At 70.9% G+C, this 16715-nt stretch carries 12 protein-coding genes; 6 read left to right on the top strand and 6 right to left on the bottom strand.

Translation table 11 applies throughout. From position 1 onward, the window contains the following. Positions 1 to 50: 50 nt before the first annotated feature. Genes ACQ3HE_RS06310 through ACQ3HE_RS06300 form a run of 3 tightly spaced genes read right to left on the bottom strand, consistent with a single transcriptional unit; the run spans position 51 to position 4263 of the window. On the bottom strand, positions 51 to 2081 hold the full coding sequence (locus tag ACQ3HE_RS06310; RefSeq protein ID WP_430891714.1) for an ArnT family glycosyltransferase: 2031 nt from the start codon (positions 2079 to 2081) through the stop codon (positions 51 to 53). After that, positions 2078 to 3598, bottom strand: a complete 1521-nt coding sequence (locus ACQ3HE_RS06305) for a glycosyltransferase family 2 protein (RefSeq protein WP_430891712.1) — start codon at positions 3596 to 3598, stop codon at positions 2078 to 2080. The genes ACQ3HE_RS06310 and ACQ3HE_RS06305 overlap by 4 nt, the downstream gene beginning before the upstream one ends. Then, complete coding sequence (locus tag ACQ3HE_RS06300) at positions 3598 to 4263, bottom strand: GtrA family protein (RefSeq protein WP_159877872.1); 666 nt, start codon at positions 4261 to 4263, stop codon at positions 3598 to 3600. Before ACQ3HE_RS06300 ends, ACQ3HE_RS06305 begins: the two co-directional genes overlap by 1 nt. A gap of 296 nt (positions 4264 to 4559) precedes the next feature. Between ACQ3HE_RS06300 and ACQ3HE_RS06295 the strand changes: the two genes are divergently transcribed. The 4 genes from ACQ3HE_RS06295 to ACQ3HE_RS06280 all read left to right on the top strand — a co-directional run bounded on the left by ACQ3HE_RS06295 (position 4560) and on the right by ACQ3HE_RS06280 (position 7099). Further along, positions 4560 to 4922, top strand: coding sequence for a DUF7882 family protein (locus ACQ3HE_RS06295; RefSeq protein WP_079705204.1), 363 nt, complete (start codon positions 4560 to 4562; stop codon positions 4920 to 4922). Further along, entirely contained in the window at positions 4919 to 5752 is an 834-nt protein-coding gene (locus tag ACQ3HE_RS06290) for an SDR family NAD(P)-dependent oxidoreductase (RefSeq protein WP_411557956.1), read from the top strand. The genes ACQ3HE_RS06295 and ACQ3HE_RS06290 overlap by 4 nt, the downstream gene beginning before the upstream one ends. Before the next feature lie 71 nt (positions 5753 to 5823). Continuing rightward, positions 5824 to 5997: a hypothetical protein gene (locus ACQ3HE_RS06285; RefSeq protein WP_164486924.1), complete on the top strand. Its 174-nt coding sequence runs from the start codon at positions 5824 to 5826 to the stop codon at positions 5995 to 5997. Positions 5998 to 6109: 112 nt separating this feature from the next. Further along, positions 6110 to 7099 carry an NAD-dependent epimerase/dehydratase family protein gene (locus ACQ3HE_RS06280; protein ID WP_430891710.1) on the top strand — a complete coding sequence of 330 codons (990 nt, stop codon included), beginning with the start codon at positions 6110 to 6112 and terminating at the stop codon, positions 7097 to 7099. Between the two features lie 103 nt (positions 7100 to 7202). On the opposite strand, the gene ACQ3HE_RS06275 is transcribed toward ACQ3HE_RS06280, so the two are convergent. Further along, positions 7203 to 8807 (bottom strand): AMP-binding protein, encoded by a 1605-nt coding sequence (locus ACQ3HE_RS06275; protein WP_430891709.1) that lies wholly within the window; start codon positions 8805 to 8807, stop codon positions 7203 to 7205. A 72-nt stretch (positions 8808 to 8879) separates the two neighbouring features. On the opposite strand from ACQ3HE_RS06275, the gene ACQ3HE_RS06270 reads away from it, so the two are divergent. Together ACQ3HE_RS06270 and ACQ3HE_RS06265 are read left to right on the top strand one after the other, a co-directional pair. Beyond that, complete coding sequence (locus ACQ3HE_RS06270) at positions 8880 to 9782, top strand: hypothetical protein (RefSeq protein ID WP_430891708.1); 903 nt, start codon at positions 8880 to 8882, stop codon at positions 9780 to 9782. Between the two features lie 2 nt (positions 9783 to 9784). Further along, positions 9785 to 10477 (top strand): TMEM175 family protein, encoded by a 693-nt coding sequence (locus ACQ3HE_RS06265; RefSeq protein ID WP_430891707.1) that lies wholly within the window; start codon positions 9785 to 9787, stop codon positions 10475 to 10477. Positions 10478 to 10883: 406 nt separating this feature from the next. On the opposite strand, the gene ACQ3HE_RS06260 is transcribed toward ACQ3HE_RS06265, so the two are convergent. Further along, positions 10884 to 11657, bottom strand: a complete 774-nt coding sequence (locus ACQ3HE_RS06260) for a DNA-formamidopyrimidine glycosylase family protein (protein ID WP_138946489.1) — start codon at positions 11655 to 11657, stop codon at positions 10884 to 10886. Positions 11658 to 11737: 80 nt separating this feature from the next. After that, positions 11738 to 16582 (bottom strand): ATP-dependent helicase, encoded by a 4845-nt coding sequence (locus ACQ3HE_RS06255; RefSeq protein WP_430891706.1) that lies wholly within the window; start codon positions 16580 to 16582, stop codon positions 11738 to 11740. Between the last annotated feature and the right edge of the window lie 133 nt (positions 16583 to 16715).

Here is a 16715-nt window from a genome sequence, read left to right as displayed (position 1 = left end):
GGGTTCGGGTGGTTCTGGCGTCCGGCTCGAGCCGGTGCTCGGGGCGGTGGTCAGCGGACGACGTCGGGTTCGACGACCGAGTAGGTGACCCGCACGCCGGCCGCCGTCTGCTCGACACGGTCGGCCGCGTAGTCGTCCTGGATCGAGCGGATGGAGTCGGCCAGACGGCTGTCGCCCGCCGCGGTGCCGGTGCGGAGCACCATCGTGCGTCGCACGTCGCCTGTTTCACCGTCGAGCACCGGGGTGCTCTCGAGCCGGACCGGCGTGGTGGCGAGCACCTGTCCGAGGGCGAGCAGGGCGCGGGAGTCGAGCTGGCCGTCGCTCACGGTCTGCGCGGCCTCCGCCGAGACGCTGAGCGAGGGGTTCAGGAGGAGCTGTGCACCGAGGGCCGCCCGAGCCGCCGTGCGTCCGGCAGCCTGTTCGGCCGCCGCGTCGAGACCGTCGGCGTCGATGCGGCGGACCTCGACGGCCTGCGTCCCGGAGCCGAAGGTCGCGACGAGCTCGGAGTTGTCGATCGCACCCTTCACCTCGGGGAAGGTGGTCGGGAAGGTCCGCATCGAGTCGGTCGTGACGATGTAGTCGGCGTCGCGCCAGCCGTTGGGCGACTGAGCCTGGACGGCGGAGTCGGTGTCCATCTTGTAGTACCAGATGACGTTGTCGCGATCGAAGCCGCTCTCGACGAGGTCGACCCACATCGCGTCGTCGACGATCACGCGGGACTCCTTCGGCACATTGGTCTGGACCCACTGCTGAGCCTGCCGGACCGGCTTGTCGAGGTCGGCGAGGAGGAAGCCGCGGAGCTGGGTCGCCGTGTTCGGGACGGCGACGACGGCTGCCGCGAGCACGGCGGCGACCCAGACGGCTCCGGCCGCGCGTCCGCCGAGAAGACGACGGCGCGGTGCACCGGCCTCGACGGTCGAGCGGCGACGGAACTGTCGGATGGCCGCGCCGGTCACGCCCATGATGAGGATCGTCATGAACGGCAGCAGCATGATGACGTACGGCACCGGCAGGTAGCCGCCTGGGCGCAGCATGAAGAGGCCGAGGAAGACGGTCATCGCGGCGATGACACGCAGTCGCGAGATGAAAAGCCCGGCGACGGCGGCCACCGCTCCGGCGACGAGGAGGGCCGCGTCCAACTGCCACCACATGCCGAGGGTCTTCGCCGACAGGCTCTCCGGGTCGAACAGCGACCCGCTCGCGACGCGGGATCCGAGCTGGAAGAAGACGCCACCGAGGAGGCTCACCCGGTCAGGGCCGGGGATGAGTTCGCCCTTGATGGCGGCGAAGAGCACGTAGGTGAAGCCGATGACGACGACGATGGTCGCGGCGACCGGCAGCGTGTACCGGCGGGTCTCCTTCCGAGCCGCGCGCCACATGGTCCAGGCGAGGAAGGGCAGGGCGAGCAGGAAGGTCTCCTTGCTCAGCACGGCGATGCCGAACGCGGCGGCGGAACCCGCGAAGCCGACGAGCTGGTGCTTGCGGCTCGTCGCGAGGATGAAGGCACCGAGGAGCCAGGGCACCGCGACGTTGTCGAGGTAGACGGTGCGGTGGAACTGCACGGCGAGCGGCGAGATCGCGAACACGAGTGCGGCGACGGCGGCCATGGCCCGGCTGAGGTGCAGGCGGCGGGCGAGGACCCACACGAGCACGACGGCGATGAGCGTCGCGACCAGCATCGCCTCACGTGCCGCGACCACGGCGATGTCGTAGCGGTCGAACGCGCCGGTCAGCCCCGTGTAGGCCGCGATCTGCAGCCAGCCGAGCGGCGGGTGGTCGTACCAGTAGGTGTAGTGGGCGAGTTCGCCGAGCTTCAGCACGCTCCACGCCTGGGCGGTGTAGGTGCCCTCGTCGTCGATGCGCTGCGGGGATCCGCCCAGGTTCATGGCCTGCACGACGGCGGCGATGGCGAGCACGGGCAGGAGGAAGGCCAGGGTGCGACCGTGGCGCGAGAGCCAGCGGCGCACGACGCCGGGGCCTCGCTGTGCCGGTGGCCCTGAGGTGAGCCAGCCGAGGCGCTCACTCTCCAGGTGGAGCTCTGGTCGGCCGGGGGCGGCCGGTCGTTCGAGGATGCCGGTCATCGGGATGCTCCGTTCTGGAGGACGAGCTCGGGTGCGCGGTCGGGCAGGTCGACGGAGACGGGAGCGGCCTCGGTGGCCTCGGCGACCTCCTCGCTGCGGTGGGCGCCGGTGTGCTCCGTCTTCTCCCAGGAGTGGTCGCCCTTCCACTCGCGGAAGACGGAACGGACGGCGGCCAGGCCGAGGAAGATCTGGTACGGGAAGGTGCCGAGGATCAGCCGGGCGTAGTCGCGGAGGCGGACCTTCTGGCCGTAGAGGCGGCCGAACTCACCGAGCCCGGAGGCCTCCACCGCGAGGGTGACGATCGTCGGCGCGAGCGGGATGAAGGTGAGGAGCGCGATCGGCGCGGGGACCTTCGCGAACAGCACCAGCAGGACCGAGACGGGGATGAGGAGGCCGGTCGCCGCCTGGAGGAACGGCATCGACAGCAGGTAGCGGGCGAACATGCGCTGACGGAACGTCGGCAGCTTGCGCCATTCGCCCTTCTTCAGGACCTGCAGGAACCCCTGGTTCCAGCGCGTGCGCTGCTTGTAGAGCGACTGCAGGGTGCCCGGCGTCTCCTCGCGGGTGACGACCTCCGGGCTGTAGGCCACGACGACCGTCGCGCCGGCGCTCGAGAGTCGGACGCCGAGCTCGCAGTCCTCGGCGAGGCAGCCGTCGTCCCAGCCTTCCGACCAGTCGAGCCAGGTCTTCTTCACGAACACCGTGTTGCCGCCGAGCGGGATGAAGCGGGAGTTCGCGTGGAAGTGCAGGCGCGACCGGAACCAGAAGTAGTACTCGAGCACGTTCCGGAGCGACCACCAGGTCGACTGGAAGTTCATGAGCTGCACGCCGCCCTGGACGACGTCGGCGCCGCTCTCGGTGAAGCGGGAGTCCACGAGCGTGAGCAGGCGCGGATGCACCTCGTCCTCGGCGTCGAACACGCCCACGACGTCGCCACGGGCGATCTGCAGCGCCCGGTTGAGGGCCTTGGGCTTGTTCTTCGGCACGCTGTCGTCGACGACCACTTTGATGAGGTCGGGGTGCCGGGCGGCGGCCTCCCGGACGACGCGCTCGGTCCCCGGGTCGTCGTGGCCCACGATCGCGATGATCTCGAAGTCGGGGTGGTCCTGTTCGGCGAGGCGGTCGAGGGTCTGACCCATGACCTCCTCCTCATGCCGACCGGGGACGAGCAGGGTGAAGGAGTGCTTGGCGGGCAGCGGGACCGCCGCGAACCCCGTGTTCTTCAGGTGGCCGGTCGACCGCCAGGCGTGGAGCATCCAGTAGAGCGTGGTGACGGCGATGATCGTCAGCGCGGCGGCGAACAGCAGCATGGTGCCGTAGCCGAGCCACTCACCGATGCTCCAGGAGCCGGGGTCGGCCGCCGACGCCGGGTCCACCAGGGTGCCGCGGTTCGGCAGCGGTTCCGTGGGTGCCGCGGGCTGCGGGGTCAGCAGGGGAGCGGGCTCGTCCGCGGCGGCGAACGGGCGGGCGGGGATGAGCGCGAGCGCTCCGAGCAGCGGTGCGAGTGCGGGTGCCATCAGGACAGGCCTCCAGAGGTCGGCAGTGCGTGGGTCGGTGCGGATCGACGAGGGGTCGTGGTGCGCGGTGCGGCGGCGGGTGCCGATGCGGCCGGGCTCGAAACGGAAGTTTCCTGCGGCGTCGTGCTCCGACGGCGATCGGTCGCCGACTCGGCGGGTCGGAAGACGACGAAGCGGTAGGCGAGGAAGCGGAACACCATGCCGAGGACGAGTCCGACGCCGTTGCCCGCGATGTTGTCTGCGAGCGGCGTGGTGTAGCCGAGGACGTAGTGCGAGACGAAGAGACACCCCGCGGCGATCCCGAGGCCCAGGACGTTCATGAGCGCGAAGAGGGCGCCCTCCTTCCACACCGCGCGGCGGTGCTCGGTCCGGAACGTCAGCGCCCGGTTGCCGAGCCACGCGACGATCGTGGCGACGGCGACGGAGATCACCTTGGCGCCGATCGGCTTGTCGTCGAGCACGGTGAACCGGAGGAGGTTGTACACACCGACGTCCACGACGAACGCGGTGCCACCGACGAGGCCGAAGGTGACCAGCTGGGAGACGAGCTTGGGGAGACGCAACGGCTGGCGTGCACGGCGGGGACGCGTTCCCGGAGCGACGGATCGTTCGGGGACGGACGGCTGGCTCGGGTGCACGACGGAAGATTCGGGCTTCACGGTCATGCACGCCGTTCGGGGGCAGCGCGAACCGCGGTTTGGTCGATTCCGCCGCCGCCCAGGGCTTTGCCAGGTTCACGAAACAGGGTTGAAATCCCTTGATTTTCCGCGGAAGTTGACGTACTCGCGAGGGCACGGGGGACAACACCGCGGCCCCCTGAACTGGGCCTCCGTCCGCCCGTCAACCGGCACGACGGCGATCCTTCGGTCGCCTACGATGGGGGCAACGCCCGGTGTGCTCGGGCGTCGTGATGCCCTGATTCGAGGGTGCGCGAGACGACCGGCACAGAGGGAGACATCTGGTGGGAAAGCTGATCTACGGGAGTTCATCGCGAGAACTCGAACTCGACGACCGGATGCTCGCGCACGTGAAGTCGATCGCGGTCATGAAGCTGCGGCGCAACGAGTCCTTCACGATCTCCTGGCCGCGTTCGCTCGAGACCGGTGGCGGACGCGTGACGATCTGGGTGCACCCGTCGATCTCGTTGCAGTTCGAGTTCGACCAGGAGGAGCGTCCGGAGCTCAACCGCAGCTGGCTCGAGTCGATGATGCAGGATGCCAACAAGACCGGCGACCTCGCCATCGGACGTGAGGTCCCCGACATCGACCAGCGGGCGCGCCCGACCAACGTCAGCGAACCCCGCCCCCGGAAGTCCTCCGCGTGAGCGACCGGGTGATCGTCCTCACCGGCGCCAGCGACGGCATCGGTGCTGCGGCCGCGAAGGCGTTGACGGACGCGGGCGAGCAGGTCGTGGTGGTCGGGCGGTCCCCGGAGAAGACCGCGGCCGTCGCGCAGCGGATCGGGGCTGCCTCGTTCATCTCCGACTTCGCCGAACTGGCGCAGGTGCGGCTCCTCGCCGAACAGCTCCTCGAGCGGTACCCGCGGATCGACGTCCTCGCCAACAACGCCGGCGGGATCTTCGGCGCCGACCGCCGGGTCACGGCCGACGGCCACGAGCAGACGTTCCAGATCAACTACCTGGCACCCGCGCTCCTCACCCACCTCCTGCTGGACCGCCTCGTCGAGTCCGAGGCGACGGTGATCAACACCTCGAGCGTCGCCAACCGCCTGTTCGGGAAGCTCGACCTCGACGACCTGGACGCCGAACGCTCCTACTCGCCCACGCGTGCCTATGGCAACGCGAAGCTGGCGCAGATCCTCTTCACGAAGGAGCTCGACCGCCGGTACGGCCCGCGCGGACTGTCCGCCGCGGCGTTCCACCCGGGGGTCATCTCGACGAACTTCTCCAGCGCCCCCGACGGCGCGATGCGGTTCCTGTATGCGAACCCGCTCGGTCGTCGCCTGCTGAACACCCCCGAGGAGGGCGCCGACACCCTCTTCTGGCTCGCCGAGAGTCAGCCGGGCCTCGACTGGACCTCGGGCGGCTACTTCGTGAAGCGGAAGCCCGCACGCACCAACAAGCTCGCCGACGACGTCGCCCTGGCCCGCGGGCTCTGGGAACGGACCGCGGAGCTGCTCGCCGAGCACCGCTGAGCGGTCCCCTCGGTCCGTCTCAGTGGCTCCCGCGTCGCCGTTTCGTGGTGACGGGAGCCTAGGCTGGTGGAATGCGATGGAACGAGTGGACGACGGCGCTCGTCGTCGCCGGGATCCTCGCGCTCGCCGCGCTGCTGATGCTCCTGGTCCTCGGACCCGAGGCACCGGTCGTGTGGGGACTCGTCTCCGGGGTGCTGCTCGCCCTCGTCGTCGGTGCCATGGCGTTCGTCAAGCGCGAGCGCTGACCCAGTCCGGGTAGACCTCTCCCGGTCACTGAGCTTGTCGAAGTGCCAGAAGGGACCTCCCTATCCTGTCCAGGCCTGGGCGAGTCTGTCTCTGGTGCGCGAGGATGGACCAATGACGACGAAGCGCATCCTGTTCATCGGCGGCAGCGGCATCATCTCCTCGGCGTCGGTCGCCAGAGCGGTGTCGCTCGGCCATCACGTCACCGTCCTGAACCGCGGCCTGTCCCACGTCCGCCCCCTCCCCGAGGAGGTCGAGCTCCTCCGCGCGGACGTGCGCGACACCGACGCGGTGACCGAGACGCTCGGCTCGCGCGAGTTCGACGTCGTGGCGCAGTTCACCGCGTTCACGCCACCGCAGGTGCAGGCGGACATCGACCGCTTCGCCGGTCGGATCGGCCAGTACGTGTTCATCAGCTCCGCTTCTGCCTACCAGAAGCCGCCACAGCGCCTGCCCGTCGTGGAGTCGACGCCGCTCCGGAACCCGTTCTCCCAGTACGCGCGCGACAAGATCTCCTGCGAGGATGTCCTCGTCCACGCTTACCGCGAGCAGGGTTTCCCGGCGACGATCGTGCGCCCGTCACACACCTACGACCGGACGCTCATCCCCACGATGGGACGGCGCACCGACCTCGACCGCATGCGCGCGGGCAAGCCGGTGGTCGTCCACGGCGACGGGACGACCCGCTGGACCATCACCCACACCGAGGACTTCGCGGTCGGGTTCGTCGGCCTGCTGGGTCGCCGCGACGTGCTCGGCGAGGCGTTCCACATCACGGGCGATCACGCACCGAGCTGGAACGACATCACCCGGTGGATCGCGGAGGCGGCCGGCGTGGAGGCCGACATCGTGCACGTGCCGTCCGACGTCATCGCGGAGGTCCACCCACCGCTCGGGCCGACGCTCCTCGGCGACAAGGCGTTCCCGATGGTCTTCGACAACACGCGCATCCGCAGTCTCGTGCCGGAGTTCCGGCCCGCCATCCCGTTCTGGGACGGCGCGGCGGAGATGGTCGCGTTCCACGACGCGAACCCGCACTGGCAGCCGGCCGAGCCGGAGCTCGACGCGGCCTTCGACCGGATGGTCGCCGCCGTCGGTCGATGACCTGCCCTCGATTCTGACCGGCCTTCGGTCCCGAGCGGCCTTCGGTCCCTGAGCTTGTCGAAGGGCGCCCTTCGACACTTCGACAGGCTCAGTGCGGCGCAGCTCAGGAACCGGCGGGGGCGGCCTCCGCGGCCCGGAGGTCCTTCCGGAGGATCTTGCCCGAGGCGGATTTCGGGATGGCGTCGACGAACGCCACGCGCCGGATCTTCTTGTGCGGGGCGACGCGCTCCGTGACCCACGCCATGAGCGCCTCGGCGGTGACGTCCTGGCCCGGTTGCAGGACCACGAACGCCTTCGGCACCTCTTGGCCCTCGTCGTCGAGCACCCCGATGACGGCCGCGTCGGCGACCGCCGGGTGGCCGAGCAGCAGCGCCTCGAGCTCCGCCGGGGCCACCTGATAGCCGTGGTACTTGATGAGCTCCTTCAACCGCTCGATGATGCGCACGGTGCCGTCGCCGCGGACGGTCGCGATATCGCCGGTGTGGAGGAAGCCGTCGTCCTCGAGGGTCTCGCGAGTGGCCTCCTCGTTGCCGAGGTACCCGAGCATGACGTTCGGGCCGGCGCAGAGCAGCTCGCCCGCCGCGCTCTCCTCGTCCGAGCCCTCGGCCGGGTAGTCCACCTCGGCGCCGGTCTCCGGATCGACGATCCGGCACTGCATGTTCGGGAGGGTCGTGCCGACGCTGTCGAGGGACGCCCCCTCGGCCTGGAACGCGATCGCGTGGCTGACCGGGCTGAGTTCCGTCATGCCGTAGCCCTGTCGCATCCGACAGCCCAGACGCTCCTCGACCGCCCGCCCGAGTGTCGCGTCCAGGGGCGCGGCACCGGAGAAGATCGTGTGGACGCTCGAGAGGTCGAACTCGCCGACGAGCGGGTGCTTCGCGAGCGCAACCGCGATCGGCGGGGCGATGAACACGTAGCTGCAGCGGAAGTCCTGGATGATCCGGAGGAACTCCGCCAGGTCGAACCGCGGCATGGTCACGAGCGAGGCGCGCCGCGACAGCGCGAGGTTGAGGAGCACCGTCATGCCGTAGATGTGGAAGAACGGCAGGACCGCGAGGATCCGGTCGTCGGCGACCATGCCGAGCTGCGGGATGGACTGCTGCACGTTCGCGACGAGGTTCCGGTGCGAGAGCATCACGCCCTTCGGCCGACCCGTCGTGCCGGAGGAGTAGGGCAGCACCGCCACGTGTGTGGCCGGGTCGAACGAGACGTCCGGTGCGGGGAGGCGGCGCAGGAGGAGGTCGCTCAGCGACGCGTGCCCCTCCGCACCGTCGAGGACGACGACGCGGTCGGAGGGGATGCCGCAGGCGCTCGCCGCAGCCCAGGCCTGGGGGAGCAGTGGGGAGACGGTGAACAGCATCGTCGCGCCGGCGTCGCGCAGCTGCGCCTCGATCTCCTCGGCGTTGTAGAGGCCGTTCACCGTCGTCGCCGTCGCGCCCGCGCGCAGGATGCCGTGGAACACGGTCGCGAAGGCGGGGACGTTCGGCGCGTGGAGGGCGACGACGTCGCCGACCCCGATGCCGGCCGCCGCGAGGGCGCCGGCGAGGGCGTTGATCTGGCCGATGAGCTGTCGGTAGCTCGTCTCGGCGCCGGTCGTGCCGTCGCGGAGGGCGATGCGGTCGAGGTCGCTCGGGGCGATGCCGCCGAACAGGGTGTCGTAGACGCTCAGGTCGGGGATCTCGACGTCGGGATGCGGGCTGGTGAACACGAGTGATCTCCTTCGAACACCGGTGATGGTGGAGTGAGTCTATCCACGCCGGGTGCTCGTTAGGCTGAACCCGTGAACGCGTCCCGCCCCATCCTCGGTCTCCTGCTCGACGTCGACGGCCCCATCGCCAGTCCGATCACTCGGACGATCAACCTCCCGAGCATCGCGCAGGACCTCGCGACGCTCGCGAACGCCGGGGTCCCGATCGCCTTCAACACCGGGCGGAGCGACGCGTTCCTCCGCGAGGTGGTGGTCCCACCGCTCCTGGCCGCCGGGCTCGCGGACGACGTCCGGCTCTACGGCATCTGCGAGAAGGGCGCCGTGTGGTTCGGGTTCTCGGCGGCCGGGGTCGACGAGCTGAGCCTCGATCAGGACGTCGCGATGCCGGAGGGCTACGGCGACGTCATCGAGCGCCTCGTCGACGAACGGTACGCCGAGACGGTCTTCTTCGACCACACCAAGCGCGCGATGGTCTCGGTCGAGCAGCACGTCGAGGTGCCGGCAGCGGACTACGCGGTCGTGCGGAAGTACTTCGACGACGATGCCCGGGCCGAGCTCGCCCGTCGCGGGTTCGGGGTCGAGCACGCCCCCGGCCGCTACCCGGACGACGCCGGCCTCGTGCAGTACCGCATCGATCCCACGATCATCTCCACCGACATCGAGTCGGTCCGGCTCGGCAAGGACCTCGGCGCCGAGCGCGCGCTCGAACTCCTCGAGGCCGACGGCGGTGCGCTCCCGGTCGCCTGGCGCACGGTCGGCGACTCCCGGAGCGACTACGCGATGGCCGACTGGTTGTTCGAGCACGGGTTCGAGGTCGCGCACGTGGACGTCCGACCCGCCGACGGCGTGCCCGAGAAGCCCTACCCGGTGCTGACCCACCCGACGCTCATCCACGACGAGGCGGGCGCGGCCTTCCTGGCCCGCTGGGTCGCCATGGTGCAGGGGACCGCGACCGACGACGCCGACGTGAGCTGACCATGGCGGGAGACGGGGAGGGTCGGACGGCGGGCCGCGGACGCGGCGTCACGACGGAACGCGGCCTGGACCGCGTCGTCAACTTCAGCGACGCGGTCGTCGCCATCGCGATCACCCTCATCATCCTGCCGCTCGTCGACCTCGCCCAGGAACACGACGACGGCTCCGTGGTCGCGTTCTTCGGCCACAACTGGACCGGCCTCGCCGCGGCCGCGCTGAGCTTCGTCGTCATCGCCAACTTCTGGCGCGACCACCACCGCCTGTTCGAGCGCACCGTCGGATACTCGACGCGGCTCGTGACCCTGAACTTCGTCTGGCTCGCCGGGATCGTGTTCCTGCCGCTGCCGACGGTGCTCCTCTTCGACGGGACGGGCGACGACCGCGGCGCCCCCACGCTCTACATCGCGACGATGCTCGTGTCGATGGTCGCGGTACGGCTCCAGCAGGTGGTCGTCGAGCGCGACGGGCTGCTCAGCGAGGATGCGGCGGCCGCGGCGCGCCGACCGTGGCCGCTCGTGTGGTTCCCGACCGGCCTGATGCTGCTCGCCGGCGTCCTCGCCGCGACGGTGCCGGGGCTCGGTGCCCAGGCGCTCTACCTCCTGCTGCTGTCGATCCCGATCGGCTGGATCGGTGGTCGGCGGCACCGGGTCGCCCCTTCGACAAGCTCAGGGACCAAGGAACCTTCCGGTCCCTGAGCCTGTCGAAGGGCGGGGTGCGTCGGGTGGGGATGCACTTCGACAAGCTCAGTGACCGGTGGAGGTGGCTCTCGGAGACCGGTGGTGTTGGCTCGGAGACCGGGGACCCTTCGGTCCGTGAGCGTGTTTCGGTCCCTGAGCTTGTCGAAGGGTGGGGTGAGTCGGGTGGTGCTGCACTTCGACAGGCTCAGTGACCGGTGGTGGTTGCTCTCGGGGACCGGTGACCTTCTGGTTCGTGAACATATTCCGGTCCCTGAGCTTGTCGAAGGGTGGGGTGAGTCCGGTGGGGCTGCACTTCGACAAGCTCAGTGACCGGTGGTGGCTCAGTGGCCGGTGGTGGTGAGCTACGTGACCGGTGGTGGTGGCTCAGTGACCGGTGGTGGCTCAGTGGCCGCCGGTGGTCGGGTCAGGTTTGGCAGTGGGGACACCAGTAGGTGTCGCGGAGCGCGGTGGGGTCGGCACCGAGTTTGCCCCGCTGGATCCGGGTGCCGCAGCGCAGGCAGCGTTGACCGTCGCGTGAGTACACCCACGTCTTCCGGCCGGGCCTCGTGTCGCCCGTCGTGACGCGGTTGCGACGGTCGCGATTGGCGTTGATGAGCCGGTAGCCGAGGCGTACGGCGCCCGGCAGGTCGACCTCGGCGGTGGGCCTCGTCGGGAGGACGCCACGGATGAAGCACAGCTCGTTGACGTACTCGTTGCCGAGCCCCGCGAGGTTGCGCTGGTCGAGCAGGGCGACGTGGATCTCTCGGCCGTCGGCCTCGAGGTTGTGGATGGCACGCTCCTCGTCCCAGTCCGGACCGAGGAGGTCGGGACCGAGCCAGCCGAAGCGCTCCTCGTCCTCGCGGGAGGGGAAGACCTCGACGAGGCCGAGTTCGAACCCGACCGTCACCCAGTGCTGCGTCGACACGATCGCGCGGGCCTTCCACGCCGGCCGCCGCCAGTGCTCGCCCGGCTGGTAGACGTGCCACAACCCCTCCATCTTGAGGTGCGTGTGGAGCGTGTGGTCGCCGATGTGGTGCAGGAGGTGCTTGCCACGCGGGATGACGTCGTGGACGACGTCGCCCCGCAGGTCGACGGTCGCGAAGGCGGGTACCCGCAGGTCGAAGCCGGTGACGACCTCGCCGGCGAGCGCCTGCCGCAACCGGTGCGCGGCTTGGAAGACCGTGTCACCCTCTGGCATGAACCGCTCCGTCCGTTCCGGCTACGGTGCCACCGGCAGGGTGTCCGGCGCAACCCGTGGCGGGACGGCCGCGAGCCGGTTCACCCACGCCGGAGCCGCAATCCACGCGGCGTCTCGACGAATCCGGCGTCGCGGAGGGCGTGGCCCGTCGGGGTGCCGAGCACGAAGGCGCCGTTGACCTGCTCGATGCCGAGCTTCTCGATGCGACCAGCGCGCACCGTGGACGCCAGGGAACGCGCCCCGGCGCGGAGCTGGTCGTCGTCCTCCGAGAAGACGAGGGCCGTCTTGCCACCGCGTTCCAGGTAGTAGACCGGCGCTCCGTCGACGAGGACGACGAGCGCACCCGCCTTCCGCCCCGGCCGGTGCTTCACCCCGGTGACCTCCTGGCCCGGCCAACCGAGGGCGGCGCCGTAGGGGTTCGCAGGGTCGGTCGCGGCGAGGGTGACGGCGTCGAGCGGTGGCTCGTCGTCGGTCCGGATGAACCCGCGCAGGCGGTCGACGGTGCCGGAGGAGGCGAACTGCGCCCCGCCGAGGCGTTCCACGAAGTATCCGCGACGGCAGCGACCGTTCTCCTCGAACTGCTTCAGCACGCGGTAGGCGAGGGCGAAGCCGCCAGTCACGCCCTCCGCGACGACGGACCCGCGCGTCACGACGCCGTACCGCTCGAGCAGGGTCTCGCCCGTGGCGACGGCTCGGATGGTGGCGTCCTGCTCGGCCAGCGGCAGGATCGACCACCGGCCGCCGAGGGTCTGGCTCGCGCGCGTCGACATCGAGGGACGCTGCAGGTTGCGCCCGCGGTACAGCTTCGAGCGCGGGGTCTGCCGTTGCACACGGTGCGCTGAGTTCCCCGAGCCGGAACCGACGAGCGTGCGGAGCGGCGAGAAGGTGTCGTTGGTGACGAGCCCGGCCCACACGAGCTCCCAGAGGGCGTCGACGAGGAGCTTGTCGTCCGTCGAGCCGACCGACTCCGCGAGCTGCCGGAAGAAGTACGCGCCGCCCCCGCCGAGCGTCGCGAGCAGTTCGGTCTGCAGGGCGTCCGGGGTGTGCGGCGTCGGAGCGAGGGGCAACGTGAGGGGCGCCGTGTCGGCGAGGTGGAGCGCGACCCAGCCGTCGTTGCCGGGGATCGAACCGCTACCCGACCACACGACCTCGCCCGTCGCGGTGAGTTCGTCGAGCATGGCGGGACTGTAGTCGGCGACGCGCGAGGGCAGGATGAGCGACTCCCAGGCCGACGCCGGGATGGGCGCGCCGGCGAGCTGGTCGATGACCGTCGCGACGCCGTCGACGCCGCGGAGCGTCCCGCCGAGGTGCTGCCACACCGGCAGGAACCGGGCGAACGCCTGCTGCTCGACCGGCTCGACTTCGTGCCGCAGCGCGGCGAGCGAACGGATGCGGAGCTTGCGCAGCACGCCGGCGTCGCACCACTCCGTCGCATCGGTGGGGCTGCGGTCGGCGTCGTCGTCCTCGCCCACCTGCTGCCGGCCGGCGGGGAGGAACTCGCCCTTGACCACGCGGCCGGCGTCGGCCAGCCGGGCGAGCGTGTGCTGGACCACCGCGGTCCCGAGACCGAAGCGCCTGGCCGTCTGCCCGGTCGTGAACGGCCCGTGCGTGCGCGCGTGGCGGGCGAGGAGGTCGCCCAACGGATCGGCGACCGGCTCGGTGAACGCGACCGGTACGCCGATGGGCAGCGGGGTGCCGAGTGCGTCGCGGAGTCGGCCTGCATCCTCGATCGCGGCGAAGCGCTCCTCGCCGGCGATCGGGACGCGGATGACGCGCTTCGAGCGTTCGAGTTCGGCGACGGCGGCCGCCGAGCGAGCCGGATCGGGGGCCCAGGCTTGCGGGTCGTCGCCACGACTCGCCTCGCCGTCGGCGGAGACGGTGACGCCGTCGAAGGTCGTCCGGGCCGCGATCTCGTCGATGGTGAGCGGGCCGAGCATCCGCAGCGCGTCGGCGACGCCCTCGACCCCCTTGAGTCGACGCTCGGGGTCGAGACGCTGCAGCTCGAGCGCGGTCTGCTCGATGACGCCGGGGTCGAGGAGTTCACGGAGTTCCACCCGACCGAGGAGTTCGCCGAGCATGGTGCTGTCGACCGCGAGCGCCGCGGCCCGACGCTCGGCCAAGGGGCTGTCGCCCTCGTACATGAACGCGCCGACGTAGCCGAACAGCAGCGAGCGGGCGTAGGGCGAGGGCTGATCCGTGGTGGTCTCGACGATGCGGATCGCGCGCGACTGCAGCTCTCGAGCGAGGTGGTCGAGGGCCGGGAGATCGTAGACGTCCTGCAGACACTCGCGGAGCGTCTCGAGGATGATCGGGAACGTCGGGTACTGCTTCGCGACCTCGAGGAGCTGCGCCGAGCGCTGGCGCTGCTGCCAGAGCGGCGAGCGTTTCTGCGGCGAGTAGTTCGGGAGCAGCAGGGCACGGGCGGCGCACTCGCGGAACCGTGAGGCGAACAGTGCCGAGCCGCCGACCTCCTGCGTGACGAGGGCGTCGAGCTCCTCCGGTTCGAAGACGAAGAGCTCGGCTCCCGGCGGCTCGCTCTCGGTGTCGGGCAGGCGGACGATGATGCCGTCGTCGCTCGCCACCGCCGAGCCGTCGACCCCGAGGCGCTCCTGCACCCGGGCGCCGACCGCGAGCGCCCAGGGGGCGTGCACACGGAGTCCGTAGGGGGAGTGGAGGATGACCCGCCAGTCGCCGAGTTCGTCGCGTGAACGTTCGACGACGAGGGTCGTGTCGTTGGGGACGACACCCGTCGCCTCGCGCTGCTCGCGGACGTAGGCGACGAGGTTGCTGATGGCCCGCTCGTCGAGGCCGGCTGCTTCGAGACGTGGGGTGGAGCCCGTGCCGGTGGTGTCGAGCTCGCGCACGAAGGCGCCGATGGCGCGACCGAGCTCGGCCGGGCGACCGATGCCGTCGCCCTTCCAGAACGGCAGTCGCCCCGGCTGGCCGAACGCCGGGGTCACGAGCACGCGGTCGTGGGTGATCTCCTGGATGCGCCAGCTCGTGGCGCCGAGGGCGAAGACGTCGCCGACGCGGGACTCGTAGACCATCTCCTCGTCGAGCTCACCGACGCGCGCGCCGGCGCCCGACTCGCCGACCATGAACACGCCGAAGAGCCCGCGGTCGGGGATGGTGCCGCCGCTCGTGACGGCGAGGCGCTGCGCTCCCGGCCGACCGGTCAGGACCCCCGCGTCGCGATCCCAGACGATGCGCGGACGCAGCTCGGCGAAGGCGTCGGAGGGGTAGCGTCCGGCCAGGAGGTCGAGCGTCGCCTCGAAGGCCGAGCGGGGCAGGGAGGCGAACGGGGCACTGCGCTTGACCGTCTCGAACCAGTCCTCCACGCCGAGTTCGTCGAGCGCGACCGCCGCGACCGTCTGCTGCGCGAGGATGTCGAGCGGGTTCGAGGGGACCTCGATCGCCTCGATGAGCCCGGCCTCCATCCGCTCGGTCGCGACCGTGGTGCTGATGAGGTCGGCGCGGTGCTTCGGGAACAGGACGCCTCGGGAGACCTCGCCCACCTGGTGGCCGGCGCGGCCGACCCGCTGCAGTCCGCTCGCGACGCTCGGCGGGGACTCCACCTGGATGACGAGGTCGACCTCGCCCATGTCGATGCCGAGCTCGAGGCTCGAGGTCGCGACCACGCAGCGCAGACGTCCGGACTTGAGGTCCTCCTCGATGCCCGCACGCTGCTCCTTGGAGACGGATCCGTGGTGGGCGCGCGCGAGGAGGGGGATGTCGTCGTCGCTCTCCTCGGTGGCCGGCCGGGCGGCTGCGGCCGCGACGCTCGTCGATCCGCGGGTCTGGCCGCTCTGGGCCATGAGCTGCGCCGGTGGACGCCCGGCACCGGGGGTCGTGAGGGTGGTTTCGCTGAGTCGGGCCTCGTTGATCTCGTTGAGCCGGGCCGTGAGCCGCTCCGCCAGCCGACGGGAGTTGGCGAACACGATGGTGGAGCGGTGCGCGAGCACGCGGTCGACGATCGCCTCCTCGACGTGCGGCCAGATGCTGCCGACGCGGTCTTCGCCGCCGCCGTCGCTGTTCGGGGTGTACCCGGTGAACCCGCCGCCACTGCCGTCGTCGTCGGCCTCGCCGGGTGTCCGCATGCCGGCGTCGGGGTCGGTCATGTCGTCGACCGGGACGACCACGTGCAGGTCGAAGGTCTTCGCGGCCGGCGGGGCCACGATCTCGACCGGTGCGCGGCCTCCGAGGAACCGCGCGACCTCCTCGGCAGGGCGCACCGTGGCGGAGAGCCCGATGCGCTGCACCGGCTTCTCGAGCATGGCGTCGAGCCGCTCGAGCGACACCGCGAGGTGCGCGCCGCGCTTCGTCGAGGCGACGGCGTGGATCTCGTCGATGATGACGGTGTCGACCGTGCGGAGGGTCTCCCGCGCCGCGCTCGTGAGCATGAGGAAGAGCGACTCGGGGGTGGTGATGAGGATGTCCGGTGGCTCTTTGGCCATCGCCCGGCGGTCGGCGGACGGGGTGTCGCCCGAGCGGACGCCGACGCTGATGGTGGGCGGCTCGGTGCCGAGGCGGCGCGCCGCCTGGGCGATGCCGACGAGCGGCGTGCGGAGGTTGCGCTCGACGTCGACGCCGAGGGCCTTCAGCGGTGAGATGTAGAGGACGCGGGTGCCGCGGGAGCGCTCGCGCTGGGCGGCGGCGGCCTCCGCCTCGTCGGCCTCGAGCCCGGTGAGCGGGACGCCGGTGCGTGGCCGCACGGCGTGCTCGGCGATGGCCTCGGAGAGCAGGCGGTCGATCGACCAGAGGAACGCGGACAGGGTCTTGCCCGAACCGGTCGGCGCGACGACGAGTGCGTTGGCGCCGCGGGAGATCGCGTCCCAGGCACCCGCCTGCGCCGGCGTGGGCGCGACGAAGGCCCCCTCGAACCAGTCGCGCGTCGCGGGGGAGAAGCGCTCGAGCACCTCGGTCATGGGTTCCATCATCCTGCACCCCACCGACACCGCGACCGGCGTCGCGCGCGGTCACGTGGCCCCGTATGATCCCGCCGCGCGTCGGGCGCGGTGTCCGGTCGAACCGCCGCCCGCCTGGATCGCCGCTCGGCTC

It is taken from the genome of Plantibacter auratus (assembly GCF_050587365.1).
GTDB lineage: Bacteria > Actinomycetota > Actinomycetes > Actinomycetales > Microbacteriaceae > Plantibacter > Plantibacter auratus.
This window is presented reverse-complemented; position numbering and strand designations above follow the sequence as displayed.

What these genes read in the sequence shown, in the direction of transcription:
- ACQ3HE_RS06310 (WP_430891714.1), bottom strand. Translation starts at nt 2,081, where the DNA reads ATGACCGGCATCCTCGAACGACCGGCCGCCCCCGGCCGACCAGAGCTC.
- ACQ3HE_RS06305 (WP_430891712.1), bottom strand. Translation starts at nt 3,598, where the DNA reads ATGGCACCCGCACTCGCACCGCTGCTCGGAGCGCTCGCGCTCATCCCC.
- ACQ3HE_RS06300 (WP_159877872.1), bottom strand. Translation starts at nt 4,263, where the DNA reads ATGACCGTGAAGCCCGAATCTTCCGTCGTGCACCCGAGCCAGCCGTCC.
- ACQ3HE_RS06285 (WP_164486924.1), top strand. Translation starts at nt 5,824, where the DNA reads ATGCGATGGAACGAGTGGACGACGGCGCTCGTCGTCGCCGGGATCCTC.
- ACQ3HE_RS06280 (WP_430891710.1), top strand. Translation starts at nt 6,110, where the DNA reads ATGACGACGAAGCGCATCCTGTTCATCGGCGGCAGCGGCATCATCTCC.
- ACQ3HE_RS06265 (WP_430891707.1), top strand. Translation starts at nt 9,785, where the DNA reads ATGGCGGGAGACGGGGAGGGTCGGACGGCGGGCCGCGGACGCGGCGTC.
- ACQ3HE_RS06260 (WP_138946489.1), bottom strand. Translation starts at nt 11,657, where the DNA reads ATGCCAGAGGGTGACACGGTCTTCCAAGCCGCGCACCGGTTGCGGCAG.
- ACQ3HE_RS06255 (WP_430891706.1), bottom strand. Translation starts at nt 16,582, where the DNA reads ATGACCGAGGTGCTCGAGCGCTTCTCCCCCGCGACGCGCGACTGGTTC.